This is a genomic window from Marinomonas rhizomae, assembly GCF_024397855.1.
In the GTDB taxonomy this organism is placed as follows: Bacteria; Pseudomonadota; Gammaproteobacteria; order Pseudomonadales; family Marinomonadaceae; genus Marinomonas; species Marinomonas rhizomae_A.
Genome location: NZ_CP073343.1, coordinates 255708 through 282075, shown reverse-complemented (window position 1 = coordinate 282075; position 26368 = coordinate 255708). Strand labels below are relative to the sequence as shown.

Sequence of the window (26368 nt, the reverse complement as noted above, 5' to 3'; positions counted from 1 at the left end):
TAAAAAACAGACTCAACCGAAAGCACTCTATGATGATCCATGACGATGAAAAAAAAATCACTGTATCAGCCGTTTATCGGCTGCTCATTGGAGCGTTTATCACCAGTACCGCTTTTGCTATTTTTTTTAACATCTACCCTACTGCGCACATCATAGACTCCATCATTCCAAGCATCGACGCAATAGTTCTGCTTACCGTACTGATCTACTATCACTACAATCCGCACTCTGATATAAACAAAGTCATTATTTTCTATATCCTTTTCTTCATTATTACTTTTTCACCCGCTACGATCTATTATGTGTGGATGGCATGGAACAATGAATGGCGCTTTGTCGATGAATACCCACCGGTTAGCGGCCTTATCATGGCGGTTATTATGCTTGGTATTATCATGCTGCCAAAGCAATATAAGCGTTACATCGTTCTGATGTGGGCATCCATTTCTCTGCCTATTATTACTTACCTTTTGAGTCATCCTGACGAGTTACAAACACCACGAGGTTATGAGCTAATCGGAACCTTTGGCCCCGCAAGCTTGTTGCTCTATGTTGTTTTTCCTTATCAAAAAAGTATTAATCGACACATGAACAAGGTCACTGGCGACTTACGCCGTTACGAGCTAGAAGCTGGGCGAGATTATTTAACCGATATATACAACCGCAGAGGATTAAGCCTCTGGCTTGGACAACTCAAACATGATGACAATATTGGCGTACTGCTTATCGATGTAGACCATTTCAAACAAATTAATGATCGTCACGGTCACTCGATTGGCGACCGGATTTTGGTTGAACTTGCCTCTCGTCTGCGCACTATCTACTTCGAAAAACACACTATAGCTCGCTGGGGTGGAGAAGAGTTTGCGGTAATACTAGTAAACCCCAAAACCAACACGCTGCCTTTCATTGGCTCTATGTTTCAGCACACATTAAGCGCCTTGCCTTACAAAGCTGTTGGAAAAGTAACCATCAGCGTTGGCATCTCCACGATTGCGCATCATGAGGACTTTTGCAAGCTTATAGAGCAAGCAGACAAAGCGCTCTATTCGGCAAAAAACAATGGCCGAGATCAATCCGTCATGTACAACGACAGCCTTACGGAGCACCATTCGCAAGCCAGTTAACCCCTCTCACATTAAGCTTTCAAAACTTATCAGGCATTTTGGCTGTAAAAACACGCTCAAACACATAGAATAGACCTCATATTTGCCGATTCACAAAGAGGTTCTATTTTGGCTACGGATTCAACAACACAAACACCAATGATCTTGGTAGACGGTTCGTCTTACCTTTACCGAGCATTCCACGCGATTCCACCCATGCACACCAGCGACGGTCACCCAACCAACGCCACGCGCGGTGTGATCAGCATGATCCGCAGCCTAATCAAAACCTACCCAGATTCGCCAATGGTGATCATCTTCGACGCTAAGGGTAAAACCTTCCGTGACGAGATCTACAGCGAATACAAAGCCCACCGTCCACCGATGCCGGACGACTTACGTCCGCAAATAGAACCGATTCATCGCATGGTGGAAGCCATGGGCTTGCCGCTGGTGATCATCGATAATGTAGAGGCAGACGACGTGATCGGTACCATCGCCAAACAAGTGGGCGAAGCGGGTCGCGAAGTGGTGGTTTCCACCGGCGATAAAGACATGGCACAACTGGTTACCGACAAAGTCACCCTTGTGAACACCATGAACAACACCGTCATGGACATCCAAGGTGTGAAAGACAAATTCGGCATTCCGCCAGAACTGATCATCGATTACCTCGCGCTGATGGGCGATAAAGTCGATAACATTCCGGGCGTACCGGGCGTAGGCGAAAAAACCGCCCTTGCTTTACTACAAGGTTTGGGCTGCATCAAAGACATTTACACCCGCCTAGACGAGATCGCTGACTTGGGTTTTCGTGGTTCCAAAACCATGAAGCAAAAAATGGAAGACAACAAAGAGATGGCCGAGCTGTCTTATACCTTGGCGACCATCAAATGCGACGTAGAACTGCCTTTCGAACCACAAGAATTGAAAAACGGCGAAGCCGACAAAGAAAAGCTGCGTGAATGGTTCACCAAGATGGAATTCAAAACTTGGTTGTCCGACCTAGACAAAGCGCCAAGCGTAGAAACCGCAAGCGACACGGTCGGCAATGATGGCCAAGTAGAAACACCGGTAAAATCCAATCTCGAAGCCAACTACGAAACCATCTTAGACAAAACAAGCTTCAACAAATGGCTAGAAAAAATCCAAGCCGCTGAGCTTGTCGCCTTCGACACGGAAACCACCTCGCTTAATTACATGGCTGCAGAACTGGTTGGCTTGTCCTTCTCGGTAGAAGTCGGCGAAGCCGCCTACGTTCCGATGGCGCACGACTATGAAGGCGCGCCAGAACAGCTAGATCGCGCTTGGGTGCTAGAACAACTGAAACCTTGGCTCGAAGATGACAACCAAGCGAAAGTCGGCCAACATCTAAAATACGACGCCAACGTGCTAAACAACTACGACATCACCTTACGCGGCATCGCTTACGACACCATGTTGGAATCTTACGTGTACAACTCCGTGAGTTCACGTCACGACATGGACACCCTTGCCAGCAAGTTCCTCGGCCACACCAATGTGAGCTTTGAAGACATTGCAGGCAAAGGCGCCAAGCAAAAAACCTTTAACCAAATCGACTTAGAAGTCGCCGCGTTTTATGCGGCAGAAGACGCCGACATCACCTTGCGTTTGCATCAAGCCATTTGGCCGAAAATCGAAACCACGCCAGAACTCGTCAGCATTTTTAAAGACATCGAATGCCCATTGATTCCAGTATTGGCGAAAATGGAACAAACTGGTGCCTTGATCGACCCAGAACTCTTGCACCTGCAAAGCACTGAAATCGCCGGCAAGCTGCAAGAACTGGAAATCAAAGCCCACGAAGAAGCGGGCGAAAGCTTCAACCTAAGCTCGCCAAAACAGCTACAAGTCATCTTGTTCGAAAAACAAGGCTTGCCCGTTATCAAAAAAACGCCAAAAGGCCAGCCATCGACCGCCGAACCAATCTTGCAAGAACTGGCGCAAGACTACGAACTGCCTCGCTTGATCATGGAACACCGCAGCCTGTCTAAGTTGAAATCCACTTACACAGACAAACTGCCAGAGATGATCCAGAAAACCGGCCGCATTCATACCTCGTACCACCAAGCCATTACCGCGACAGGTCGTTTGTCGTCGACTGATCCGAACTTGCAGAACATCCCGATTCGTTCTGCTGAAGGTCGCCGCATTCGCCAAGCTTTTATCGCACCTGCTGGCTACAAACTGGTCGCGGCCGACTACTCACAAGTCGAATTACGCATCATGGCGCACCTGTCGCAAGATCCGGGCTTATTAGACGCTTTCACAAAAGACGCCGACGTGCACAAAGCCACCGCCGCGGAAGTCTTCGAAGTCAGCTTAGACGACGTCACCAGCGAACAACGCCGCCGCGCCAAAGCCATCAACTTCGGCTTGATCTACGGCATGTCCGCCTTTGGCCTCGCGAAACAACTTGGCATTGGTCGCCCAGAAGCAGGCAAATACATCAAACGCTACTTCGAGCGTTACCCAGGCGTACAGCAATACATGGAAAACACCCGCGAAAGCGCGAAAGAGAAAGGCTATGTAGAAACCATCTACGGCCGTCGTTTGTACTTGCCAGACATCAAAGCGAAAAACGCCATGATGCGCCAAGCCGCCGAACGCACCGCGATCAACGCCCCGATGCAAGGCTCCGCCGCCGACATCATCAAACGCGCCATGATAAAAATGCACGACTGGCTCGCTGAAACCGACCTAGACGTGAAAATGATCATGCAAGTACACGATGAACTCATCTTCGAAGTGGCCGAAAAAGACCTAGAAAAAGCCCAAGCAAAAATCGTCGACATCATGCAGAACAGTAGTCAGATTGACGTGCCTTTACTTGTTGAGGCTGGGGTTGGGGATAATTGGGATGAGGCGCATTAGGCGCCTTGTATTGTAGCTCTAAAACGAAAAAAGCCATGCTGGGCAGCATGGCTTTCTATTTCGTCTGTCTTCGGTGAGCTGCCTAAGCAAGGAGATTCGAGGCTCTTAACAGCAATATTTAAAAGCATGTAATTTGAATATTTCTCAATAAAACTGAAAAAATCAGTTCAAGTAATAAATCGATTTTCCACTTTTTCCTTTATCTTTATCTTTATCTACTAAGCCTTTTTTCTCCAAAAGGCCAAATATATAGCCTAGACTTCCAGCTAGTGATAACCTGTCAAAATTATAATCATCACTATGAGAACAAATAAAACTTATTATATCACCAATCTTAAAATAATTAGTCTTTGAAGAGCGCGTTATTATGTGCATAGAAATAATAACATGAGCAAATAAAGCAGTATATTTAGGCTCATAATTCTCTTTGAAGAAACCTATCAACGTTTCATCCTCAAAAATACTACTCCTTTTCATAACACCTAAAATAGCTGTTACCCTAGGATTAAGAGTTTTTTTAAATTCAAGACTTTTACCACTTATTTCTTTTATCATGTCACTTTGCGCTAGGATAACACCATGATTTACATCATTTTTTTTTGAAACTTTATTACAAGAAAGGCAAGAACCAGAATGAAAAAGAATTTTTTCATTACAAACAGGACACTTTGCCACAAAAGCATCAAAAGTAAAACTGGAATCTTCCGTCCTTAAATAAAGTGAATTAATACTATTTGGGAAATAATATACAACACTAAAATCTAAATCTAAAGACAGGTATTCGGCCAACAAGACACTCAATATTGGATTCTTATCTGACAAAACAAAATATGACCCAATTTTTTTACTCCAATACACCTTTGTGGGATAAGAAAAAATCAACGTGTTTGAAAAGTCAAGGCTTTCTAATAATTTATTGGTAGACTGAGAAAGAACTAAATCATTTATTTCATTACTTTTATTATCTGTAAGATTTTTTCCTAGCGAATCGTAATCCCCATCATTTATTCTCTTAACATCGAGTATAACTATACATTTAGATGTAGCCCTAGAGTAAGAACAAAAAAACTCAAGGTCTGTTATATTATTTGCACCATATATTATGACTATCGGTTTTTCCAGCCCTCTAAACCGCCCTATACTTTCAACAGTAACTCCCTGAGGTATAAGATCAGTTGCTATACGACCCGAAGAAAAAGGAGCGAGAATGCATATTTCCTCAGGAGATACACCTTCAACAAACAGTTCATCTAATATCTTTCTAACTTCATACTCTTTATCATCGGTTATAATTTCTTGTAATGTATCATCGTCATCATCTCGTTTATTAATAATTGAGTACTTTGGAGACTGAAATAACTTTATACGATCACAAACTTTTTTAGGAATCCTTAAACTTTCACATAATACATAAGCTTTATCTTCAAAGAGCTCTTCTAAAAAGGATAAAGTACAGCCAGTCTCATAAATGAACTTTTGAGATTCATCAATACCTGCTACAATCCTCTTTTCTCTAAAAGCATAGTATAAATGCTGCCAATATTTTTCATTGAAAGCCTGAGATTCATCAATAATTAAAATATCATATTTCTCCACTCCACCATCATCTATTTTTAGTTTCAAAGACTTTTCCATTTTCTCATGATCTTTTATATCAATAGAGCCACCGACGAAGCCATAAAGAGTATAAACATCACAACACCTATAATCCTTAATACAATTATATATTTTATCTCTAAGTAAAGAATTTTGAGTTAGAAACAAAACCTTGAGATTGAGTTTTGAAAAGTAATTGGCGAGCTGCAATAAAACTAAAGTTTTCCCTGACCCTGGCCAACCAGTTATAATACTTTTTCTTTTCATTAACGAAATGATTGCACACTCATATTGCTCTCTAGTAAACTTTAAGAACTTTTTATCATAATCAATACGCTCTGAGAGAAAATCAATACTTCTTTTACTTGGTAATAGAGCATTAACAGCAAAATCAATTGCCTTCCTATCATAATCAGGAATATTATGATATCTCTTTTGCTCCATCATTATTTCAATAATTTTTTCTTCTAAAAAAGGAAGTGATTTTTTTTCAATAAGAAGACTAAAACTTCCATAACATAAAGAAGGCTTCATGATATTTAAATTTGAATCAGGAAATATAAAAGCTCTACTTATTTTAAGCCCCTTCAAAAAAGGATTTAATATATTTTGCAACGGCCACAACCCTCTACTCAATTGTTTTTCAGGGTCTATATATTGCTTTTTTATTTCATTAGAGTAAAAATCACTTTTATCATAATAAAATCCATCTTTATCTATATGCACTTTCCCACCTTTCACCTCAATTGCCAACACGCCATAATGAGGGTGAAAAATAATAAAATCGATCTCACCTATCATACTTTTATTTTGACTTGATCTATTTGGCATTAACCAAGCCAACGAATGAATAACAGTAAAGTCATCATCTAATTTCTTTAATAGATTATAAACATGAGGTTCGGCTTTTAAGCTATCGTTCGTTTTAGGTCCAAAGGTAGGGTAAATTTTCGCCATTTTATTCCTTAATGAGCAATTAGAAAAAGATGCTGAATATCCTCACGAATTTGATATTAATAACAATGAGTTAGCATACGAAGGGAGCGCTCATAATCCTTATAAATCAATAGCTTAGTCAAAAACAATCAAAAATGAGAACCATAAACGGAGCACGATCACTATTCTGAACAAAATACTTCCATTTGTCAGCCCAAATACTCATATAACTCTAAGCAATTGGGGTCAGATGCTGGGGCATACCCACGAATTTCATATAAATAACAACTAGTTAACGCAAGAAGGGAACATTCAGAGTAATTGCAGTAATTGGGGGGCTGCAGCAATTGTGCAGCAATTGGGGTCAGATGAAAAAATTAATCCATCTGACTCGGTTTCCTACCGCGTTTTCTTGGCGTCACTCGCCTACCCGTTAACTTCTCAATCTCTTCTTTGAATCTGTCATTCCCAAGTGCCATATCTGAATGCGTAGCGGATCGAATCCGTCCGAGTTCTTCTTCTGGGATGTGACATTTGAATAAAGCTTGGTAACGCTTCGCTCGAGTTTCTTGCTGACGGCTAAGCTTGAGATAAAGTTCATGGGGTTGCCAAAGCTCACTTTGTAGATCTAGTGACTCCTGGGCGTGAAAGCGATAGCTCGACCATTTGTAGTCAGCAGGATGACCAACCATATTAGCTCTAACGGGATTCAGTTCGATGTATCGCTGGCAGATAAAAAAGTATTCTTCAGCATTGATGACACAAGATTTAAATCGCCCCTCCCACAATGTACCGGTTCTTTGGTAGGTGTAGTTGAAATAACGGACATAGCGGCGCCCCAGTGCTTGCATCATCTTCGAGATACCGCTCTCGCTCATCGGTGTTGCAAGTAAGTGTACGTGATTGGTCATCAAGACCCATGCATGCACTTTAACGTTAAACTCTTGAGCGTATTCCGTTAGCCAATGCGCATAAGCGATGAAGTCATCTTCACTGGCAAAACACACTTGGCGGTTGTTGCCACGTTGGATAATGTGTTGCGGGATGCCAATCGGACAAAGTCGTGGAAGCCTCGCCATATTTCACTCCTTTGAAATAAGCTTTACTGAAAAAACGCTGATACGAACATCCTGTTCATAAATATCAGGCTAACCGATATCTTAGGGTAAACACTTATTGAGTCAAGCTGGCGACCCGTTTTCTATTTTCATCTGACCCCAATTGCTCGGTTTTCTATTTTCATCTGACCCCAATTGCTCGGACCCCAATTGCTCGACCCCAATTGCTCGACCCCAATTGCTCGGTGCTCTATTTTCATCTGACCCCAATTTCACAATTTCACAATTTCAGTGCCCTACCGGAAAGTAGGGCATGAGTCCAAGTTTAAAATTCGATTTCTGTGCCTGCAACGTAGGCCATTTCCGCGCCTTCTTTGTTGGTGTTAGAAAGCTCTGCAAAGACTTTTACGTCTTTAAATTCAGGAAACGCATACGTCACGTTGGTATACCACTCACGAACTTCTTCATCCGATTCAGGCTTATTATTCACATAACCAAGCACCATGGTGGTCGAGTCGGCTACGTCAAACATGGTCACTAGGTTATAGACTTTTAACGTGTCTTTCGCTTCCGAGTAGTCTGCTGCGAAGGTCGCAAAGCCGGCATCGTATTTGGCACTCACACCATACGAGTCCATCTTATCGCCATGAATTGCCACTTCACGATTTTGATAAGCGACGGCGAATTCCACGTCTGAAACATTAAATGATGCAAACGCATCAAATGACTGCTCGTCTTCACTGTCTTCACCTTCTGCTCGTAATTCCGTCGAAAGCATAAGGTTAACTTTGTCTAGGTCGAAGTTTACTAAGATAACGTCGTCGCCACCCGTTTCATCAAAAGCCACATCGTCCGAGTCCATCTCATAGTCCTCCGCCACACCAAACTCATCCGTGGCGTAATCTTGCTTACCAACCGACAGCGCAGTATCACGGTAAGCAAAACCGACATAAGCGTCTTTAAGTGCCGCGCTATTTTGATCTTCGTCATCGTTAGCCGCGTCATCAAAATCAAACTTAATTCGACCAAAAGCACTCAGGTCCTTGGTGAGTTGATAAGAAATTTTGTTATCAAGTTTCAAAGAATCAAAATTCACGTAGAGATTTTTATCTTCACCATTGTCTTTTTGCAATTGGATTTGGATGTCACCATTCAGTTTATATTTAAAGCCGTCTTGATCAACAATGGTGGCCGCCATAACGGAAGTGGTCGTGAGAGAAGAAAGCATCGCGGTTACTAGAATTGTCTGTTTCATTTTAAGTTCCTCGATGAGGCTTGTCCGTGTCGCTAGACAACAGCAACCCCACCTTATTGAAAAGTGTTTATAATTTATTTAAGAGTTCATTAAGTACTGAAAGTGGTGATGTACCGCTAGTGAAGGCTTAATTCATCGCGGTAACAACGTTCTAGTTCGTTTAAACTGTAGAAATACTGAGTGCCTGGAAAGACGTTACAATCGTCTTTAAAGCCGATTTCTTTTTCGTTGTAGAGCATCTTCACCAAAGTGGCACTATTCGGTTTTTTGCTTTTAAACAGATCCCATTGAATGTTCGCAGAGTAAGGCGTGACCCAACCGCCACGCCATGCATTATTTGCTTGGCTATAAAGTTCATCAGGGGCCGCGGATTTCTGGCTGCCTTCGACATGCAGAAGCGCCGCCAAGGGCATAATTTGCTCCGCGTGGGCAAAACGAAGTTTGGCGACATGCTTAACCGCTTGGCGGTCGTTCGCAACGGCGTCCATTTCATTGAACATGTCTTTTAGCAGGGGCTTCGCAATGTTATAAGTCACGCCATGGCCATCCGCAAAGCTTGGCCCTTTTTCATAGAAATCTTCCGCATCAGACTGGTAAGCGAACCAAGCGGACTCTTCTGGCGTAATAAACTGTTTCAGATCCCATTCACCACCTTGTGCTTGGGCCTCTCGCAACATCCCAGGCGCGATAATAAACATGTTGTAAAGCTTGGATGCCGCATCGACTTCGTTTTGCACGTACTTCCAATCGTCTTCTGTTTCATCTGGTTTACGAGTATTGGTTTTAAAGCAATCTCCAGCCGCCACATCGCAGTTTTTGTCATCAGAAATTTGGTGCTCAAGGAAGTCGACAAACTCCTTGCTATAAATGCGTTCTAGCATCTCACGAGCCAATAATTTGGTTTGCGGCAGTCTTGCTAGTTCATCAAAGGCCGCTTCTAGCTTGTCTGATTTTTTAAACGCTTTATACGCTTCATAATTGCCTTTGTACTCTTGATAATTAGCGTTTTTCGCTGGATTGGTTTTGTGGGAGTAAAGCTCGTATTTATTGACCATTTTCTTATCAATTTTATTGGCTTGTGTTTGGGTTTGATAACACTGCGCCGCATCATCACTTACATAATTAACGTCTTTTGCAAGCGACTGCATGAAGAAATGGGCTGTTTGATTGGCCCGCGCTTTACCTGATGTTTGCACTTGGATGCAGACTGGCTGTTGGGATGTATTCCGCATGAGCGGTGACAAACGCTCAGCCATGCGTGTAGCAATACCTGAAGGCTCTTCTTCACCAATTTTTGTGAGTAAGCCGTAGCCTAGAGTTTTGTTTGCGGCGGTTACTTGATCTGTGATCGGCCCAAGTTTTTCACCTAGCTCTGTTAATTGACCGCGTTGTTTCGCCAACGTCCATACTTGCTTAGTCAATATATCGTATTTAGGACTTGATAATGCGCGTGCTCCATGGCGTTCAACCAATTGCGTATAAGCAATTTCATAACCATTAGGTACGGCTTCGTAGCTGTTTAAATCTTGTTTAGGTACATAAGTTGCCTTGCTGCTGTATTGATATTCAACAGACTGAGCGAGGCTACTAGACGCACTCAACAAGGCGATAGTTGCTGAGGCGATGAGAGAATAACGATTCATGAATCTTCCTAAAAATGAAAGTGAAATAGGTATGATGCGATTTCCAAAAAACAAGCGGAACAGTAACCTGTCAATATGACAACCTGATTGCATAAAAATGAATTTTGCACATAGGTGCAAAATTAATCTAACGTCCATTTATTTCATTTGTGATGATTTTTCGGGCTATGAGAGGAGCAATTGGGGGCAGATGAAAATTAGGCTTATGCTCGATCTTTTTACTGGCGACTCAATTGGCTATAGAGATAATGCACTATTTCCATCTTCCCCAATTTTCGCACTTTAAAAAAACCTATTTTCCTTGCAACCCGTACTGGATGTTTTTAGAATCATACACAGTGCTTCAGGGCGCATCCGACTCGCGGAAAAAGGTTAACCTTACCTGTAATGCTCCACTCTTTTATATGACATTTTAGCTTTCTGTGCTTTCGCGAGTTAAGTGCAACCTATGTAGGAGAGCTTAAATGAAAACCTTGCCAAATAACCCCAGCATTGAATATCTACATCGTGCCGCACGTGCTTTGCGATCTAAACATCGCGCAGGCGATCCAAGTGTCGTAGAGCTGATCAGTCATTTCGATACTTCTTTTCAAAATTTGCAATCTGAGCAAGTCTTAGCGCAACCTTTTTCTATTCTAGATGCGCAGAGAGTCACTGCTCGACAGCATGGCTTTGCCAGTTGGCGCCGCTTGAAGTTATTCATTCAAAAATCCACTCAACCAAGTGCCGACTATGACCCAGCACTCGCGGAGCAGTTAACACGACGCAATGCTATGCGTATCGCTATGATGCGCCGTTATTCACCTAAAAAAGCTGGCTGGTTCGACAACTTAGATGATTTTAATGAAGAGTCCATCGAGATGCTCGAAGCGATCTATGACAAATACGGATGGCTCGGCCCTCAAATCGTTGGACGAGAAGGGATGGAGGCGTGTTACTGGTTGGGGATTAACTGCTTAAAGAACAGTCAATTTCAATATCGAAGTGCTGAATTAATGCGTAAGGCTTTGCCTTTAGGCGAGTGCTATGGAGGATATTACGCAGTCTCGATTGATCGTTGGTTATCCCTCTCGTATAAACCATCCATCTTTGGCGCATTCAATGACTTCAATGAGCGCAGTGATCGAGTGGAATACAGCGACAATGTCGTTGATCCAAAGAACCTTGATAAGAGACGCGCGCAAGTAGGTTTGATAAATTTAAACAAAGCCAATAAAGAGTGGGCTGATATGATTCGTCAGCGTAAAGCTTATCGATACACCCAAGATGAGTGGCAGGCACTAAAACGTAAATGGGCATTAGAAGGCGGCTACATTGCTGCATAGCAGCTATTAGCCGATACATGCCACTGCAGTCAGATACTCTTCCATCTGACTGCAATTCTTCGATATATATTTTATTTAACTACTTCACCTGATACATGGCTTCGATGGAAAGTAACCAGAGTCAGGTGAAAATTTAATCCGTCTAACTCGGTTTCCTATCGCGCTTTCTTGGCGTCACCCGGCTGTCCCTTTTACCTTAATTCTCGGTTCATAAAAGTACTTTTCAGCATATAGGCTAATTTTTTATCCATAAAGAGAGAATGGTCTACACTCTATTTATACAAGCATTTTGAATGGAGTTAAAAAATGATGTTATTACCTACTGAAGCAATCGGAAGCATCCCTAGATCACCGGAGTTAATGCGGGCGCAACGGCAATTTGATGAAGGCAAGATAGATTCAGCGGCAATGGAAGCATGCTATGAGGAGGCGATTGAGCAGACCATTCGTGCATTCGAAGCGACTGGGTCGCCGATTTTAAGTGACGGAGAACAGCGAAAGACTCACAACTTCGTAACTTACTCCGTTGAAGGCGCTAAGAATCTCGCCCCAGATGGTCTCGAAATCCCCTTTAAAGATGGGCATGTGCGGCGCTTACCTCGGCTTACAGCTGGCCCATTCCACTTTTTGCTTAATGCCTACAAAACATTCAGCGTAGCCAAGCGTTTCACCGCACTTCCACTCAAGCAATCTATTATTTCTATCTCTGCTTTAAGCTTATTGTACCCAGCAGAAAGCTTGCCGGAATACAGCCGAGAAGACTTTTTAAATGACCTAGTCGATGAGCAGGAAAGAGAAATTCGTGGTTGTTTTGAGGCTGGCGCTTATAAAGTTCAAATTGATTTTACCGAAGGGCGTTTGGCCGTCAAGCTCGATCCAAGTGGTGGTTTATTAAACGCTTTTATAGAGCTTAATAATCGAGTGCTAGTGCGCTTTAGTGAAGAGGAACGGGCTCTAATTGGCATTCATACTTGCCCCGGTGCAGATCACGATTCGACCCACAGCGCGGATGTGGATTACGCTGAACTGCTGCCTAGTCTATTTGAGCTGAAAGCGGGCAACTTTTACATTGCCATGGCGGGGGAAGACAATCCAGAGCGGGCCTTAAAGATAGTGGCACGTTATTTAAAACCAAATCAACGAGCTTTTATCGGTGTGATCGATGTCATTGACCCTAACATTGAAACACCTGAAGAAGTCTGCCAACGAGTGTTACTCGCTGCTCGCTATATACCTTTAGGGCAACTGGGGACTACGGACGACTGTGGCTTTTCCCCTTTTTGTGATGATGTATCAACCACTCGCGAAACAGCGTTTGCTAAGATTCGTGCACGCGTGTTGGGAACCGCTATGGCTGCGGAACAATTAACAAACAAGCAAGGAATGCTGCATGAATGAGTTGCGACCCTTCAGTCGTAGTTTTGCCGTGTTTGATGATCAGCAGTGTTTGTTAGACTGGACGCCGGGCTTCGCCGAAGAGTTTGCTGATGCTGCGCCAATTTTGACAAAAGGCATCAGTGCCAAAGAAATTTACGATGCCTGTTTACTGCCAGAGAGAGCGCTAGACTTGTCATGGGCAGGCCGTGACGAAAACATAAAACCTTTAGAGTATATCAATAATCGGCAAACTGTTTTGGTGGAGCAAGAAGTCAGTGCTTCCGGCAACATTGTTCGTCTGGCGCAAAGCACGAGCATTGCGTCTCAAGTGCACCCTTCCATGCATGATAGTAATGATGAGTTACTTCGTTCCGCTGCGCTTCAAGTCTCTATTTCTGTCCTTAAACAACGTGAGGAAGAAAACTCACGGTTAAGCGCGCAGGCTCAAGCGGCTGCACGCACATCTAAAGTGAAATCTGAATTCTTAGCGAATATGAGCCATGAAATACGTACGCCAATGAACGGTATATTAGGCATGGCAACACAATTATCGCATACACCTTTGACCGACTCACAACAGGAAATGCTCGATATTATTACTTCGTCTGGGCAGAGCTTATTAGTAATAATTAATGACATTCTCAACTTGAGTAAAATCGAAGCCGATAAAATTGAGCTAGAAAGTCGCCCTGTCGTGTTGAGTAAGTTGTTAAAAGATCTTGAGCTGCTATTTAAAGGGCTAGCTGTGTCTAAAGGCGTTAACTTATCGACTAAGAATCAGCTTGAAATGGAAGATATTGTCTTCACCGGTGATGAGACAAGAATCAAGCAAGTACTTATTAATCTGCTCGGTAACGCGATCAAGTTCACCGATCAAGGCGAAGTTATCTTGGCTGCGGAGGTCTCTAAGGGACCAAAAGAAAGTATAAGTGTGATGTTCAGTGTGACTGATACAGGAATGGGCATCGAGCAAGAATATGTCGAAAAGCTGTTTGACGCATTTTCACAAGCAGACACTTCTATTACGAGAAAATTTGGTGGAACAGGGCTGGGGCTGACCATCGCCAGCAAGTTACTCACACTAATGGGATCTGAACTCAAAGTAGAGAGTGAAGTCGCAAAAGGGTCGACGTTCTTTTTTGCCATTGAGACGAGTGCATGCGAAGCCGAAAAGCAGATTATCCCCATACAAGAAAGCGACAATGCGTCAGGACAGGTTGATTGTTCGCAATTATCGGTACTGATCGCCGAGGATAATAAAACCAATCAAATTGTGCTTAACGGATTTCTTAAGCGGTTGGGCGTTGTCACAATCACCATCGCTCAAGATGGTGAAGAAGCCATTACTTTATGCAAAGCTGGGCACTTTGACCTCATCTTTATGGATATGCAAATGCCCGTTAAAGATGGGCTTCAAGCCACCGTTGAGATCAAACAGATGGCAGCCTATCGTGAGGTTCCCATCATCGCGCTCACTGCAAACGTATTGGAAGAAGACAAAAAACGCTGCTTAGACGTAGGCATGTGTGATTTTATTAGTAAGCCGATCAATTTAGCACTACTAGAAAGTGCCCTTAACACATGGTCTCAAAAAACAATTAGTGAGTTTTGATATTGTTGATCGTGCTGGAGCTAACGACAACATTCGCGCTGTAGTCAGTCAAGCCTTTCGAAACAACATCTTTGCCTTTCCCTACCCTTGATTGTTTTGATGATTATTCCACAGTTGCGTATAGAGGGAATCATCATTCGCTAATAACTCTTCATGGTTTCCGGCTTCTACTACGACTCCGCCACCAATGCAGACTATCTTGTCCGCCCACGTTATTGAGGCTAAACGGGAACAATTGGGGGCAGAAAAACTTAATCGCATTGGAATGCATCAACTTCGTTTTTTGTAGTCTGCATAGGCTTTTACATGTTGATGGATTATATCTAAGGCAATTTCATCATCCATCAAGTTGGCTGGAATACCTTCCATCTTATCCATCCCATCGGCTGGATGTAATGGTCGCTCTAGCCATTTCCAAGCTTTGGGAATACTGCCTTCAACACCTTTCTGGCTTAGGGTATTCAGAACCTCTTGAACTCTTTCAGGATACCTAAACCAACTAACAGGCTTTATGGCAGATTTCGCCCCGACGACGCGGCATGGTAGCTGTGAAATTTGCAATTCTTCTTCATGTATATACTTGATAGTCCAATCGGCAAAATCTTTTAAAGACTTATTTCCTTGTCTTTCTGAGTCGCCCTTTCTCATTGGAATGATTAAACCTATTTTGACGGAAGAGCGTTGTTTCAAGGCATTATGAGACTGAATTTTTCGTAATACAGGAATGATATCGGTGTCGTTGGTCACAAAAACAATGTGCTCAAGTGTTAAGTCTGTCACTGCATCATAGACTGCTTCCAAAGCCACATTAACATCGCTTTGTTTCTCTTCCATTTTCCATATTTTCACCCGATCAGAAGACTTGGGCTCTGTCTCTTTGCCTCTTTCATCTCGCTCAACTTTAGGAAATTTGGTTTTATCAATTGAGTATTTGCCCTTTATGGTCTGCAATCTACCTTGGCGGTGATTATGCAACGCAAGATGATAAGCTCGTTGATCCTTCAAAGAGCTGCTATCCGATGCTGCGCGTTCAGAGATTTCAGCGGTAAAAAAATTTAACCGCCAATTCATCAAGAACGGATTCAGGGACACCAGAACGCACCAGTAAGGTTTCAATAAGAGAAACAGGATCCAACCATTTATATGGCGTGCCTTTTAAGCAACCAAAGTAGAAGTTGTAACCATCAATGTAGACTCTCGTTTTCATATTTTCAGTCCACTTACTTAGAGGTCATAGTGACTGGCGAGTCTAATACCAAAGAGACAAAAGAAGAGAGGTAAGGACTTTCCATATCCATTGTTCATTCACGCCTACCAAGGCCGTAGATGTGAAAAAACCGGCACGAGGCCGGCTTATTCGTCCAACTCCAAGGGTCTGTATGTCGCCACGCGTGGAAGAAGGATAAGTTGTGCTCATAATATAGCCAAGTAAAGTTTACATTGCAATATCTATATTATTAAGACAAAACTATTCGCGAGCACGCTGTAAATAGATCACATACAGTCCACTGGCAATGACAATGCCCGCTCCTACAATGGTCCATCTGTCTGGTAGTTCGCTAAATACTAAGAAGCCGATAATAGTGGCAAATACCAATAAGCTGTAGTTGAACGGTTGTAACACTGAGGCAGGCGCATACTCTAGCGCTTTCACTAACAAAAGCTGTGCGGCGACACTCATAATAGAGATCACGGCCAATAACACCCATTCCTGCATGCTTGGAGCTCGCCATGCCGTCACACCAAAGAGGGTTGCACACACTAAGCCGATCAACGCCATATAGAGTATGTTGGTATGAAAACCATCACCCGCAGAGCTGACCTGACGAGTCACCACGTGGTAGCAGGCAAAACACAAGGCTGCGCTTAATGGTATCAATGACTCAGGCTTGAAGACGTCCAATCCAGGTCGAAGGATAACGAGCGTTCCGGCAAAGCCAACACAAACCGCCAACCAAGATTTTATGCTTACCCGTTCCCCTAGAATGGGTGCCGCCAAGGCAATCACCATTAATGGGAACGCCGCCATCAGCGAATGGGATTCTGCCAAGCCAAGATGACGCAGAGCTAGATTAAAAATCGCAATCTCAGCGATGGATAATAAGGACCGCAATACTTGTAACTTAGGGCGAACAGAACGCAATGCATGGCGAATGGTGCTGGTGCGCGACACCCAGATGATGGCAAACAAGGCAAATACCCAATAGCGCACTAATACCACTTGCGCCACGGACATATCCTGTACGAGAATTTTTGTCACGGCATCTTGTGACGCGAACACCAACATCGCAGCTAAACATAACAGCACGCCTTTTCCCACTAAGGTGCGCTGCGCCTCCATTTCCAATGAGCTCATTTGGTTATTCGCCTTTCATCGTTCGTTTAATAATCGGGAATGTTCGGATTGAAGAACATCTTAATATAGGTATTTTATCTGCCTCCAACTTACACCAATTTGTATAAAGATCATTGTCCCAAGGGGCGAATTTTTTCGCCCAACACGTCGCACACATACAGCATTTGCACGACAACGATCATGGATACCAGCATGGGGGTCGATAACGCTAAGCCCTGTAAGCCGAACACCGCGCCCATCAACATTTGACCACTGAGCATGACGGCAGGAGGAAGCGATACGGCTTGTTTCTGTACGTAAGGGGTTAAAATGTTACTTTCCAAAAGCTGCACAATGAAATACACCAACACGACATAGAGCGCTTGGTTTGGGCTGTCTATCAACCCAACCAAAATAGCAGGAATAGCTGCGGCTATTGGGCCAATAAAAGGAACGAACGACAATAGACCTGCCAATAATGCCAGCGCCATGATCAATGGCATATCAAGCAGCCAAAGACCAACCGCCGTTAATAAACCGACAGCCGCCATGGATGTTGCACGTCCAATTAACCACCATTTTAGTGCGTGGTAAACGGAAGACATGACTTCGTTCAAACGGTCCCGCTTTTCTCGCGGAAAAAGGAATAGAAAACCTTGAACATAAGGCTTGGGGTGGAGAGCCAAATAAAAGCCAATAAACAGCATGACAAACAAATCAGCAACGGCACCGAAAATGGTGGAAAACGCCCCCGTTACTTGGCCCATTAATTTTCCTGGCGACAAAGGCGCTTGTTGCCATTGCTCTTGGGCCCACTTCAGTAAGGCTTCACCCCATGTTTGCTGTTTTAGATAGCTCTCCAACTGATTTAAGCCGCCACTCAACTGCTCACTTAGTTGAACCATTTGATCGGCAACGGCAGGACCTGCCAAATACCCCGCGAGCAATAATAATCCGGTAAACACGATAGCAACCAGTAATACTAAACTCCACCGAGGAAGCGGTATAAAGGCTTGCAAAGGGCTAGCAAGCCCCACCAAAAACACAGCAAATAACGCACCGCCAAAAAGTAATACCAGCACATACGCTAGGTGCCAAAATAATAAAAAAACACTGACCGCGATCGCGATGATACCTATGGTCGCCAATAATCGGCGCATGTAATGGTTATAATCAGATCCCATGAATCTCTTCCTTGGTTTTATAGAGACATATCTTATAGACCCTAACACATCACGACTGTCTGTTCGCTTTTCAATCACTTCTTTAAATCTATCACTCCCCAATGCCAGACTAGGTTGGCCTGCATACTCAACCTAGTCCGACTTACCTATTAACCCAATTTACCACTCACCCAAAACGACCTACTTTGGTGCAAAAATGACGTGTTTTGTCCGTCTGTTTAACAATGAAGTCGGTAGAATCGAGTTTTACCATGACGGATGAAGTAGGCAAGGCAGATGGATTTTAATATAAAGCTTGTTTTTAGCGGCATTGCTATTGCGTTGGCGATGGTTGGTTTTGTGCCTTATATTGCGCTGATTTTACGCGGCCAAGTGAAGCCTCATGTGTTTTCGTGGGTAATTTGGGGCATTACCACCACCATCGTTTTTTTTGCTCAACTGGAAGCCGATGGCGGTGCTGGAGCATGGCCCATTGGATTATCTGGTTTTATTACAATTTTCATTGCCTTCTTAGCGTATATAAAGCGCGGGGATGCCACTATTACTAAATTGGATTGGGGATGTTTGGCTCTTGCCATGGCATCCTTGCCTCTGTGGTACGTAACCAATGATCCCTTGTGGGCTGTGTTGATTCTGACCACGATCGATATGATAGGTTTTGGTCCGACCTTTCGAAAAGTTTATCACCGCCCTTTTGAAGACAGTCGTATTTTCTTCATTATTATGATTCTACGTAATGTGTGCTCTGTGGTGGCGCTGGAAGCCTACTCTGTGACGACAGTGCTGTTTCCGTTCTGCTTGGCGGTAGGGTTTTTGATTATATTGGTTATCCTGCAATTCCGTCGCAATGTTCTCTCTCAGCAAGTGGTTTAGTGGGATTGGTCATTTTGACTGATCCCAATCTATTACTGTTTGCGTAACTACGGGATGACTCATAAAAAAACCCATTTACCCGAAAAAATTTGTCCCGTCTGCCAGCGTCCATTTGCCTGGCGTAAAAAATGGGAAAGGGATTGGCCACAGGTAAAATACTGCTCTGAACGCTGCAAACGCCAAGTAAAAAAAGAGGTAAAATAGTCCACCTCTTTTTATTTAGATCTGCTGAATTTACTAAACGAAATGACTCTAAGAAGTCGTCTCCTGAAGCTGTGTTGATAGGGCTTTTGCTTCAAGGGTTCGTTCATTAAGGTGCTGCAGTCGCTCATTCACTTCTATAGCCAATTTACCAATATTGATTTGTTTGACGGAGTTTTCATTAACGAGTTGGTTGATTTCATTCACTTCAGTACATATTTCAATCAAAGAAACGCCTGCTTTCTTGGTAAATTCAACGGTATTTTGCACCGACTGAACACTGCCATCGATGTTATTAACTGCCTCCGCTACGCCTTTTTGGAGACTTTCAATCATAGCCTGAATGTCTTGGGTGGACTGTTGGGTTTTGCTAGCTAAGTTGCGAACCTCGTCCGCGACGACTGCGAAACCTCGTCCTTGTTCACCCGCACGGGCTGCTTCAATGGCCGCATTAAGTGCCAACAGGTTCGTTTGGTCGGCAATGCTACGAATCACATCTAAAACAGAAGATATTTGCGCCGAGTTATTTGAGAGCAGATTAATCACGTCCGAAGTCGAGGTGACTTGGTTAATAAGTTCTTGAAGAACACCCTCAGCCAATTGTAAGTTTTGTTGACCTTGATTGGCATCATCCACCAAGGCTCCTACCTTTTGAGTGATGATTTTGGTATTGGCCGCGACACCTTGAATGAGCGGAGCACTGTGCTGACGACGTTCGAGAATATCTGACAGATCTTGCTCCTGTTTATTGGCAATCTGACTCAGTTCATCAATTTGACTATGAAGTGCCGGAACGGTGTTTAATTCAGCCGTCTGCAATTTTTCATGTTTATGCTGTGTTAATTGGTGAATGGCATGATCTATCCATAGTGGAAAATCATCCAAATTGTTAGGTAATGCCAACTGAGTATGATCAGAGGAATGCTTAGCCAATACATCACTAACAAATTGGAGCATTTGATGTTGTTGTCCTGTACTTTTTCGATAAATGAATAGGGTAAATATTGCCGCTACGGTGAGTAGCCAGATCAGTATTAAGCTGATACCTGTTGGCATAATATCTGTCAAAGCGAGCTGTATTGTAAAAGCAATGGCAATGACTATTTCGGCAATCAGTAACCCAATAAACCGCACATTCTGTCTAGCATTCATGATGAGTTCCTATTTTTATTTTTGTGAATAATGCTTTCAAAGAATTTAATCAGATCACAAAACAGATGAGCTTAATAATTGTTTATTCGCTAACCAATTTCAATTTTGAGATAGCCACTTGGGACATACAAGCCTTGTCACACTCGCTATTTAGTTTTACTGATTGGCCCTTTTTCTATTGTCTTTGCTGACACTTTTAGCAAAATGCGCAAATTACACACTGCTTGCTGACTATCTATGCTGAGTTAATCAACTTTCCTACTGGCAATTTTGTTCTAAAGTAACACTATCGATAAGCGCTTTTTAGGAGCTAATTATGACGACTTATACAAATGGTGTTTCGCTGAATGCAAAGCGTTATAACGACAAGCTGTTACTCAATGTAAAAACCTCAGGTCACCCAAGTGACATGGATTTTGAAAGCATCACGCCTAAACTAGAGGCGGCGCTGTACACCATCCATTCCCCTTATGCGGGTTTGTTGGTGGATATTAGTGAGTTTGAAGGCTGGAGCATGAAAAGCGCTTGGTCCGAGTTTTTACTAAGTCAGCGACTGGGCGGTGAATTCAATCGCATTGCCATCTACGGGAAAAGCCGTTGGCAAAATAGATTCATTCGTGTGATTAGCTGGTTTATCTCTGCAGACATTAAGGTGTTCAAGCGTAAGAAAGAAGCGACAGACTGGGTTATGTCTTCATAAGCCAGTCTTGATCCTATGACCCCATTTATCCCTCTAACCCCAAAGCTGACGTAATTCGTTTAGCTCTTGTGTAAACCAGTCTGATAACTGTACGTTCTCCGGCCACCAAGTAAAGACGGTTAGCCAAGCCTCTGCACTTGGGCTTAACCAATAACCCACAACGCAGCAGAGCACCAACATCAGCGACGCCAGCGGCTCACCCCAATCGGTGAGCTTCATCGCGGTGCCAAACGAGCGTTTGATGCGCATGCCAGACAATTCAATACTGTATAGCTCATCAAGTATGAGATGGATGGTCGCACCCAAGAAGATAAAACCACCAATACCCCAAGCAGTTTTCGCTTCAAGAGCGAACAAATGGTAAGTAATAGGAACGGCAAGCATGGCAAACATTATATTAGCCAGCAGACTGTGCAGCGTACCTCTGTGTATGGTGAATTGCTCAAACGCCCAACGAATCGGAAAACGCACAACTAAATAACTGACAATCGCTAAGGCGAGTACCTGCCAATGGATCAGTTTATCCATTCCAAACGCAATCGCCAGACCACCAGCCAAGGCGCCAAAGAGCCGAAATATCAGACGAATAGCGGCAGAATCATCGGCATCGATATCAGGCAGCAATCCACCAAGGGTGCCAGCTAAGGCGTAAAAAATGGCCTCGTTCATATTGGCAAAGCCCATAATAAAGGTGCTGGCTGCCAATGGTGCGCTGAGTATGGCAGCCACAGTAACGTGAGTTTTAAAGTCGGCCATTTGGCAATGTCCTATTGCTATGATGTAAGGTGAAATCCGATGTTGCGGACGGTAAAATTTTGGTGGGCGAATGCTACAGGAATCGAGGTATAGAGTCTGCGCAGCAAAAACTAAAGATTCATTAAAGATTTACCACTGTTATTGTTTATACTCTTGGTTGTCGCGGGCTAGAAAGCCTCGTTCGAATAATTAAGAGAGCATAAATGGCAAAGCGTAAACAGGGTATTTTCAAAAAAGCTTGGACGATTCTTTGGCGTGCTTTGCTATTGCTGATTCTTGTTTTACTGGTGTTTCGCTTTATACCGCCACCAACCACAGCGTTTATGTTGCAAAGTCCTTATCCGGTCACTCAAGATTGGATCAGCATTGATAAGCTACCGCCCTATATGCCACTCGCCGTGGTTGCTTCTGAAGACCAACGCTTTCCCAATCACTTCGGCGTTGATTTTACCGCGATAAGTAAGGCGCTTGACCAATACGATGATGGACAAGGTCTTCGTGGTGCGAGCACGATTACCCAGCAAACCGCGAAGAATCTTTTCCTTTGGTCTGGTCGAAGTTTTATTCGCAAAGGATTAGAAGCGGGCTTTGCCGTGAGCCTTGAAACACTTTGGGGTAAAAAACGCATTCTCGAGGTGTATTTGAACATAGCGGAGTTTGGGCAAGGCATTTATGGTGTCGAAGCCGCGAGCCAGCATTATTTTGGCCGCTCCGCTAGCAAACTCACCGAGAACCAAGCGGCGCGCTTAGCCATCATGCTGCCAAGCCCACGTACTCGAAATCCTAATAATTTAACCTATTATCTTCGTCAAAGAGTAGCCTGGGTTGAACAGCAAATGCAGCAACTTGGCCCGGACTATTTGAAGCCCATTCTTGAATAATCTTTAACGCTCGTATTTCACCATTCTAATACGAGCATTCCACCCGTTTTCTCCTTCCCCTTGCGCCATAAAGTGCGCTTTTTTGCTTTTAAGTCGATGGAATACGTCCATGTGTAGGAGAAACGCATTATTTTGGCGTTTTCAGAACACTTTTGTGTCGTTGAACAAGCTTACACTCCTGCACTAGAACGAATGTTATACAGATTTTCTTATGTCGTTTTGTGTTTAAACAAAGAAGCAATGCTCTGTTAGGGTGCCAGCCATGGATGTAAGCAGTATCTATGGGGGATAAAAAAGACAGTGAGCCCCTTGTCCGGTTTTAGAATAGCCACAACGCCAGAGCATACGTATTTAACTATCTTGCAGGTAATGAACAATGACTTCAATTGAGCAACTTAAGTCCGCTCGCGCCAGTGCGCTTTCTCTGACTAAAAATGGCGCTCCTCAGGCGACTAGCAACCAGTTCTTCGGTGTGGGTCCTATTACGGATATGACTCAGAATGAAGTCGATGCGCGTCAACTCCGTTTCGAATTCGATGCATGGATAGAAGCAAACTATCCAAAATTGGATGATAAAGGCAATCGTATTGGTAGTTTCACTACCGCAGAAATCGGTCGTGGTATGCACCGTGGCTACCCTGCTGACAAAGTCTTAAATGACATGATGCGTGAAATTCACCGTTACTTTGGCTTCCCTAAAGCAAACAGTATGGCGGTTGGTCTAGGTGGTGGTCACAGTGGTTTCACGGCGGCCGCGCTTCATTTGATGACAGCAAACGATCCGTCTCAGATCGTCTTTGTTGATACGCCTAAGCCAGAATCAGTTGAAGGTAAAGCGGGTGGTTTCTTCCGCCAATCTTGGGGAACTCAGCTAACTGAGCTACAACGCTACGCGACGAACGGTGACGAAAGCCGTATTCTTTTCGCTGAAGGCGAAGGTAGCATCCCAAGCGCAGACTTCCTGATAGAAAAAGGTGTGAAATTATTCTTTGGTGTGGGCCATGAAACAACTGGCGCAACCACTTACACAGAACAAGAGATTGCTAACCTACTTGCTTGGGTTGATGCTAATCCAGAAGAACATCATGCGGTCATTGATGCGACGTCTCTACTTGGTGCGATGCCTTGGTCGCAAGAACTAGTAGACGGTGTGCTTACGAAATGTAACCTATTTATGCCGTTCCAAAAGGCAATCGGTGGTATTTCTGGTTACTTTATCGTTTCTCTAACGAAGCCAGCGCTTGCTCGCATCAATGCGAACCAAAAAGATCCATCTTGGGCGATTCCACGTCAGCTTAAAATCGCTGTGCCACGTGACGCTAAAGAGCCTCTATCAAGCGAGAAAACAACAGACCTTGGTCCAATCTACGACGCCGAAAAAGACCAAATGCTGGGCGGCATTATCAACACGTTCAGCACGCTAGCCTTTGCCGAAACGACTTTTGCGATTCTACGCAACGAAAAAATGATCGGTGATGTGTATGCTCTAAACGCTCGCTCTACTGCGAACCGTGTACAAGTAAACGACTGGATCAATAGCAATGATTTGTTTGAACTAGGCGTAGCCAATACGGACTCACGTGGTGCGGCGGTAACACTTCTAAAAGTGACTGACGGTGACATCACAGACGCAGACGTTCACGCTCGTATCATCGCGAAATCTAAGCAAATGCTTGGCTACGAAGGCGTCACTCATACTGACGGTGCGCATGAGAAAGGTCTAGACGTTGCTCGTTACGTAAACGCATTCCCAGGTACGCCAGGTGACTACCGTGCATGGATCGGTGGTATCCGTCCTTCACAAGACATCACGGCGCTACTAGAAAACATCCAGTACTGCTACCTACGTGCGAAAAACGCGGTTCTTGAAGAATTGCTAGCGGAACAAGGCGAGTCATTCGAAAGCGCTGTATCAGCGTCAGCTGAAGGCGACGTACGTGTAGACGATGCAAACCGTGCTTACAAAGTACTGATTGCTGATCTTGTTGGTATGGTATTCGATGCTGACGGCAACGCTGATTGCAGTGAAGTAGCAGCTTACATCAAGTCTCAAGGCGGTGAATTCCACTTCGGTTCTGTTTCAGCAGCAGGCGACCTTGCGAAAGGTAAAGTGCATTTCTTCTACCAGCCAAGCCTAAGCCGTGAAGACGAGCTACTAGCGGAAACTGGCGAAGGTCAATACGATGCCGTGATCGCGGCGGCGACATTCTTCCCAGCGGAATCTAAGTTCGAGCTAGGTGGCGTACGTATCGGTGCGGGTACAGGCAACATGGGTTCTGCTAGCTGGGGCGGCGGCAACGGTGAAGGTGGTGTTGCACCACTGATGAACACACCAAGCTTCAACTCTCGTGCAACCGCACAAGCAGCAATGAAAGCGCTGCTTAAAGTGCTTCCTGATCTACAAGTATCTGCCATGCATGATCGCGTTGTGGCTGGTGATTTTGATACAGGCAAGAACCTTGCAGAGTTCCCAACGACTAAGCTTGAAGGTAAGAAGCTAGCGGTTGTTGGTTACGGCAATATTGGTCGTGAAGTCGCGAAACTGGGCGCAGCATTTGGCATGAATGTATCTGTATACGCTCGCCCTGCTCACCAGAAGTGGATTGAGTCTGAAGGCTTCACTTACGCCTCTAGCATCGTTGAAGCAGCACAAGACGCTGACGTACTTAGCCCACACACTGGCCTAGGTGCATTCAACGCTGACACTGGTAAATTCAGCAATTCTGACATCATCAATGCAGACGTTTTCTCTGCAATGAAACAAGGTGCCGTGCTAGTTAACTACGACCGTGGCGAAGTAGTTGACATCGAAGCGTTAGACGCTGCCTTAGCAAGCGGCCAAATCCGTTACGCAGCAATCGATGCGGATTTGTTTAAAGACCCAGCTACTGGCGAATTGTCTGGTCCTATGGTGCCGTACCGTAACATTTACGAAAAACACGTCGGTAAGATGGAGCTTCTACCGCACGCGGCAGCTGACACTGAGCACGTGTCTCGTGTTGAAGGTGCTAAGCAAGCGGTTGATCAACTATTATCCGTTATTCAATACGGTAAAGTCGTGAACCTAAAAGGTGATCTACCTGAAGGCTTCACCGATGGCGGCGCTAAAACAGTAAACGGTGTAGGTAAAGTAAACTCTAGCTCGGTTGCGAACTTATCTGCTGAGCAGATCAAGCAACTAGCAGAAAGTGCAACGCAATTGGCAGCGTACTGGGGCGCAATCAACGCAACAGAAGACGCCGACAAGCGTGCTGCGTTGGTAGCAGAGTACACGGAAATGATGGTATTGAACTCAAATATCTACGGTACGCTACTTGCTCAGAACGGTCTTCAAGGTCCTTTCGGCAAATAATAAGTCGTATCTAGTTACATAGATAGCTCGATAAGCCGCATCAACGCCGTGACATATGTCCTGTTGATGCGGCTTTTTTTTACGCGAAAAAAGAATATGCTAGTAAGGCAATCACTGCCATGATTCAAGTA

20 protein-coding genes are annotated in these 26368 nt (G+C 44.1%); 10 read left to right on the top strand and 10 right to left on the bottom strand.

Annotation, left to right across the window (positions count from 1 at the left end; genetic code table 11):
- Positions 1–29 precede the first annotated feature (29 nt).
- Both KDW99_RS01170 and polA read left to right on the top strand, forming a co-directional pair.
- Positions 30–1127, top strand: a complete 1098-nt coding sequence (locus KDW99_RS01170; RefSeq protein ID WP_255827511.1) for a GGDEF domain-containing protein — start codon at positions 30–32, stop codon at positions 1125–1127.
- A 138-nt stretch (positions 1128–1265) separates the two neighbouring features.
- Complete coding sequence (gene polA / locus KDW99_RS01165) at positions 1266–4001, top strand: DNA polymerase I (protein WP_255829242.1); 2736 nt, start codon at positions 1266–1268, stop codon at positions 3999–4001.
- Between the two features lie 162 nt (positions 4002–4163).
- Here the strand turns inward: polA and KDW99_RS01160 are convergent, their stop codons facing one another.
- The 4 genes from KDW99_RS01160 to KDW99_RS01145 all read right to left on the bottom strand — a co-directional run bounded on the left by KDW99_RS01160 (position 4164) and on the right by KDW99_RS01145 (position 10489).
- Entirely contained in the window at positions 4164–6554 is a 2391-nt protein-coding gene (locus KDW99_RS01160; RefSeq protein WP_255827510.1) for a DNA/RNA helicase domain-containing protein, read from the bottom strand.
- Between the two features lie 356 nt (positions 6555–6910).
- Positions 6911–7612 carry a transposase gene (locus tag KDW99_RS01155; RefSeq protein ID WP_255827509.1) on the bottom strand — a complete coding sequence of 234 codons (702 nt, stop codon included), beginning with the start codon at positions 7610–7612 and terminating at the stop codon, positions 6911–6913.
- A gap of 304 nt (positions 7613–7916) precedes the next feature.
- A complete protein-coding gene (locus tag KDW99_RS01150) occupies positions 7917–8846 on the bottom strand; it encodes a porin (protein WP_255827508.1) in 930 nt (309 codons plus the stop codon).
- Positions 8847–8962: 116 nt separating this feature from the next.
- Positions 8963–10489 (bottom strand): histidine-type phosphatase, encoded by a 1527-nt coding sequence (locus KDW99_RS01145; protein ID WP_255827507.1) that lies wholly within the window; start codon positions 10487–10489, stop codon positions 8963–8965.
- 464 nt (positions 10490–10953) lie between these two features.
- Between KDW99_RS01145 and KDW99_RS01140 the strand changes: the two genes are divergently transcribed.
- From KDW99_RS01140 to KDW99_RS01130, 3 genes are all read left to right on the top strand, one after another.
- Complete coding sequence (locus KDW99_RS01140) at positions 10954–11814, top strand: DUF6624 domain-containing protein (protein ID WP_255827506.1); 861 nt, start codon at positions 10954–10956, stop codon at positions 11812–11814.
- 306 nt (positions 11815–12120) lie between these two features.
- Positions 12121–13212: a cobalamin-independent methionine synthase II family protein gene (locus KDW99_RS01135; protein ID WP_255827505.1), complete on the top strand. Its 1092-nt coding sequence runs from the start codon at positions 12121–12123 to the stop codon at positions 13210–13212.
- The gene (locus KDW99_RS01130; RefSeq protein WP_255827504.1) at positions 13205–14803 is read left to right on the top strand and encodes a response regulator; all 1599 of its coding nucleotides are present in this window, start codon (positions 13205–13207) and stop codon (positions 14801–14803) included. The genes KDW99_RS01135 and KDW99_RS01130 overlap by 8 nt, the downstream gene beginning before the upstream one ends.
- Before the next feature lie 270 nt (positions 14804–15073).
- On the opposite strand, the gene KDW99_RS01125 is transcribed toward KDW99_RS01130, so the two are convergent.
- The 4 genes from KDW99_RS01125 to KDW99_RS01110 form a co-directional block, all read right to left on the bottom strand.
- A complete protein-coding gene (locus tag KDW99_RS01125; protein ID WP_255827503.1) occupies positions 15074–15808 on the bottom strand; it encodes an NYN domain-containing protein in 735 nt (244 codons plus the stop codon).
- A 34-nt stretch (positions 15809–15842) separates the two neighbouring features.
- Positions 15843–16010, bottom strand: a complete 168-nt coding sequence (locus KDW99_RS01120) for a hypothetical protein (RefSeq protein WP_255827502.1) — start codon at positions 16008–16010, stop codon at positions 15843–15845.
- 261 nt (positions 16011–16271) lie between these two features.
- Positions 16272–17159 carry a DMT family transporter gene (locus KDW99_RS01115; RefSeq protein WP_255827501.1) on the bottom strand — a complete coding sequence of 296 codons (888 nt, stop codon included), beginning with the start codon at positions 17157–17159 and terminating at the stop codon, positions 16272–16274.
- A 110-nt stretch (positions 17160–17269) separates the two neighbouring features.
- Positions 17270–18322 (bottom strand): AI-2E family transporter, encoded by a 1053-nt coding sequence (locus KDW99_RS01110; RefSeq protein WP_255827500.1) that lies wholly within the window; start codon positions 18320–18322, stop codon positions 17270–17272.
- Positions 18323–18598: 276 nt separating this feature from the next.
- Between KDW99_RS01110 and KDW99_RS01105 the strand changes: the two genes are divergently transcribed.
- Positions 18599–19195: a hypothetical protein gene (locus tag KDW99_RS01105; RefSeq protein ID WP_255827499.1), complete on the top strand. Its 597-nt coding sequence runs from the start codon at positions 18599–18601 to the stop codon at positions 19193–19195.
- Positions 19196–19249: 54 nt separating this feature from the next.
- Positions 19250–19399, top strand: a complete 150-nt coding sequence (locus KDW99_RS01100) for a DUF2256 domain-containing protein (RefSeq protein ID WP_255827498.1) — start codon at positions 19250–19252, stop codon at positions 19397–19399.
- Between the two features lie 48 nt (positions 19400–19447).
- On the opposite strand, the gene KDW99_RS01095 is transcribed toward KDW99_RS01100, so the two are convergent.
- The gene (locus KDW99_RS01095; protein ID WP_304941376.1) at positions 19448–20548 is read right to left on the bottom strand and encodes a methyl-accepting chemotaxis protein; all 1101 of its coding nucleotides are present in this window, start codon (positions 20546–20548) and stop codon (positions 19448–19450) included.
- A 316-nt stretch (positions 20549–20864) separates the two neighbouring features.
- On the opposite strand from KDW99_RS01095, the gene KDW99_RS01090 reads away from it, so the two are divergent.
- Complete coding sequence (locus tag KDW99_RS01090; protein WP_255827497.1) at positions 20865–21248, top strand: STAS/SEC14 domain-containing protein; 384 nt, start codon at positions 20865–20867, stop codon at positions 21246–21248.
- A 33-nt stretch (positions 21249–21281) separates the two neighbouring features.
- Here the strand turns inward: KDW99_RS01090 and KDW99_RS01085 are convergent, their stop codons facing one another.
- The gene (locus KDW99_RS01085; RefSeq protein ID WP_255827496.1) at positions 21282–22004 is read right to left on the bottom strand and encodes a metal-dependent hydrolase; all 723 of its coding nucleotides are present in this window, start codon (positions 22002–22004) and stop codon (positions 21282–21284) included.
- Between the two features lie 203 nt (positions 22005–22207).
- Between KDW99_RS01085 and mtgA the strand changes: the two genes are divergently transcribed.
- Together mtgA and KDW99_RS01075 are read left to right on the top strand one after the other, a co-directional pair.
- Positions 22208–22885 (top strand): monofunctional biosynthetic peptidoglycan transglycosylase, encoded by a 678-nt coding sequence (gene mtgA, locus KDW99_RS01080; protein ID WP_255827495.1) that lies wholly within the window; start codon positions 22208–22210, stop codon positions 22883–22885.
- Between the two features lie 376 nt (positions 22886–23261).
- Positions 23262–26237: an NAD(P)-dependent oxidoreductase gene (locus KDW99_RS01075; protein WP_255827494.1), complete on the top strand. Its 2976-nt coding sequence runs from the start codon at positions 23262–23264 to the stop codon at positions 26235–26237.
- Positions 26238–26368 lie beyond the last annotated feature (131 nt).

Bases quoted from the DNA above. Each gene is read 5' to 3' on its own strand.
- KDW99_RS01075 (WP_255827494.1), top strand. From the start codon at position 23,262: ATGACTTCAATTGAGCAACTTAAGTCCGCTCGCGCCAGTGCGCTTTCT.
- KDW99_RS01105 (WP_255827499.1), top strand. From the start codon at position 18,599: ATGGATTTTAATATAAAGCTTGTTTTTAGCGGCATTGCTATTGCGTTG.
- mtgA (WP_255827495.1), top strand. From the start codon at position 22,208: ATGGCAAAGCGTAAACAGGGTATTTTCAAAAAAGCTTGGACGATTCTT.
- KDW99_RS01115 (WP_255827501.1), bottom strand. From the start codon at position 17,159: ATGAGCTCATTGGAAATGGAGGCGCAGCGCACCTTAGTGGGAAAAGGC.
- KDW99_RS01145 (WP_255827507.1), bottom strand. From the start codon at position 10,489: ATGAATCGTTATTCTCTCATCGCCTCAGCAACTATCGCCTTGTTGAGT.
- KDW99_RS01160 (WP_255827510.1), bottom strand. From the start codon at position 6,554: ATGGCGAAAATTTACCCTACCTTTGGACCTAAAACGAACGATAGCTTA.
- KDW99_RS01150 (WP_255827508.1), bottom strand. From the start codon at position 8,846: ATGAAACAGACAATTCTAGTAACCGCGATGCTTTCTTCTCTCACGACC.
- KDW99_RS01090 (WP_255827497.1), top strand. From the start codon at position 20,865: ATGACGACTTATACAAATGGTGTTTCGCTGAATGCAAAGCGTTATAAC.
- KDW99_RS01155 (WP_255827509.1), bottom strand. From the start codon at position 7,612: ATGGCGAGGCTTCCACGACTTTGTCCGATTGGCATCCCGCAACACATT.
- KDW99_RS01140 (WP_255827506.1), top strand. From the start codon at position 10,954: ATGAAAACCTTGCCAAATAACCCCAGCATTGAATATCTACATCGTGCC.
- KDW99_RS01135 (WP_255827505.1), top strand. From the start codon at position 12,121: ATGATGTTATTACCTACTGAAGCAATCGGAAGCATCCCTAGATCACCG.
- KDW99_RS01110 (WP_255827500.1), bottom strand. From the start codon at position 18,322: ATGGGATCTGATTATAACCATTACATGCGCCGATTATTGGCGACCATA.
- KDW99_RS01120 (WP_255827502.1), bottom strand. From the start codon at position 16,010: ATGAAAACGAGAGTCTACATTGATGGTTACAACTTCTACTTTGGTTGC.
- polA (WP_255829242.1), top strand. From the start codon at position 1,266: ATGATCTTGGTAGACGGTTCGTCTTACCTTTACCGAGCATTCCACGCG.
- KDW99_RS01170 (WP_255827511.1), top strand. From the start codon at position 30: ATGATGATCCATGACGATGAAAAAAAAATCACTGTATCAGCCGTTTAT.
- KDW99_RS01100 (WP_255827498.1), top strand. From the start codon at position 19,250: ATGACTCATAAAAAAACCCATTTACCCGAAAAAATTTGTCCCGTCTGC.
- KDW99_RS01095 (WP_304941376.1), bottom strand. From the start codon at position 20,548: ATGAATGCTAGACAGAATGTGCGGTTTATTGGGTTACTGATTGCCGAA.
- KDW99_RS01130 (WP_255827504.1), top strand. From the start codon at position 13,205: ATGAATGAGTTGCGACCCTTCAGTCGTAGTTTTGCCGTGTTTGATGAT.
- KDW99_RS01085 (WP_255827496.1), bottom strand. From the start codon at position 22,004: ATGGCCGACTTTAAAACTCACGTTACTGTGGCTGCCATACTCAGCGCA.